Genomic DNA, 1138 nt, shown 5'->3' with positions numbered 1-1138 from the left:
CCCGACATTGCCCTGAAGCCGGAAACCCTGGCCGAGCTGATCGGTCTCATCGAGCGGGGCACCATCTCCAGCAAAATCGCCAAGGAGATCCTGCCGGAACTGCTGGAAAAAGGCGGGTCGGCCCGCGCCCTGGTGGAAGCCAAAGGCATGACCCAAATCTCGGATAGCAATCTTCTGGAGCAGATAATCGCTGAGGTGTTGGCGGAGAATCCAGAGCAACTGGAGCAGTATCGGGGGGGCAAAACCAAGCTCTTCGGCTACTTTGTCGGGCAATTGATGAAAAAAACCCAGGGACGGGCGGATCCAAAGCTGGCCAACGACCTGCTCAAGCAACACCTCGACGGCTAGCTCCAAGCATCGGTGAGGGAATAGCCCAACTCCTGCATCATGCGCCGCAGCAGGGGCAAGCTCAGCCCGATAACATTGCCGGGGCACCCCTCGATCCGCTCCACAAACAGGCTGCCGCGGCCATCGATGGCAAAACAGCCAGCACAATTGAGCGGCTCACCGGTGGCCACATAGGCGCGGATCTCCTCGTCGCTGGGCTTGGCAAAAAACACCCGCGTCACCGCATAGTGGGTGAGGCGACGGTTCTGCTTCGTGTCAATTAAGGCATGGCCTGTGTAGAGCTCTCCCACTTCGCCCCGCATTTGCCGCAAGCGCCGTTCCGCCTCTAGGGCATTGGGCGGCTTACCTAGGATCTCGCCATTTAGGTAGAGCACAGAGTCGGCCCCCACAACCAAGACGGGCTCCCGTTGCTGGGCCGCCACCACTTCGGCTTTCGCCGAGGCCAGCTTCTGCACCAGCTCCACCGGATTAGAGCTCTGGATTTGGCTTTCGTCGAAGTAGCTGGGTTGAACGCGATGGGGGATCCCGGCAGCCTTTAACAATTGGCGGCGGGCAGGGGATTGCGAGGCCAGTACGATAGGAGGCAACATCGACTCAACACCTAATTAACACCCAAAGCCTGGACGTTTGCTTAGGGGAAGTTCGCTCTGTGAGCTAGTTTCCATTAGCTTAGTTAGTATGCGCCTGATGGGCGTTGAAAGGAAACTCTCCCGATATCTTCCCAGCTGGATCCCGTTTGTGACCACTGTACCCTCACAGGCCCCCACCCCAACTGATCTCGATCTTGCCC

1 protein-coding gene and 1 pseudogene are annotated in these 1138 nt (G+C 58.6%); one reads left to right on the top strand and one right to left on the bottom strand.

Annotated features, from left to right (window positions below; genetic code table 11):
• Positions 1-348, top strand: a pseudogene (locus NW820_RS11460) (Asp-tRNA(Asn)/Glu-tRNA(Gln) amidotransferase GatCAB subunit B); the annotation flags it as partial.
• On the opposite strand, the gene NW820_RS11455 reads toward NW820_RS11460, so the two are convergent.
• The gene (locus tag NW820_RS11455; RefSeq protein WP_414351473.1) at positions 345-938 is read right to left on the bottom strand and encodes a Maf family protein; all 594 of its coding nucleotides are present in this window, start codon (positions 936-938) and stop codon (positions 345-347) included. The pseudogene NW820_RS11460 and the gene NW820_RS11455 overlap by 4 nt on opposite strands.
• Between the last annotated feature and the right edge of the window lie 200 nt (positions 939-1138).

The organism is Synechococcus sp. R55.7 (assembly GCF_047461955.1).
Classification (GTDB): Bacteria; Cyanobacteriota; Cyanobacteriia; order Thermostichales; family Thermostichaceae; genus Thermostichus.
Note: the sequence above shows the minus strand (reverse complement) of the source record. Positions and strands in the feature narration are given on the sequence as shown.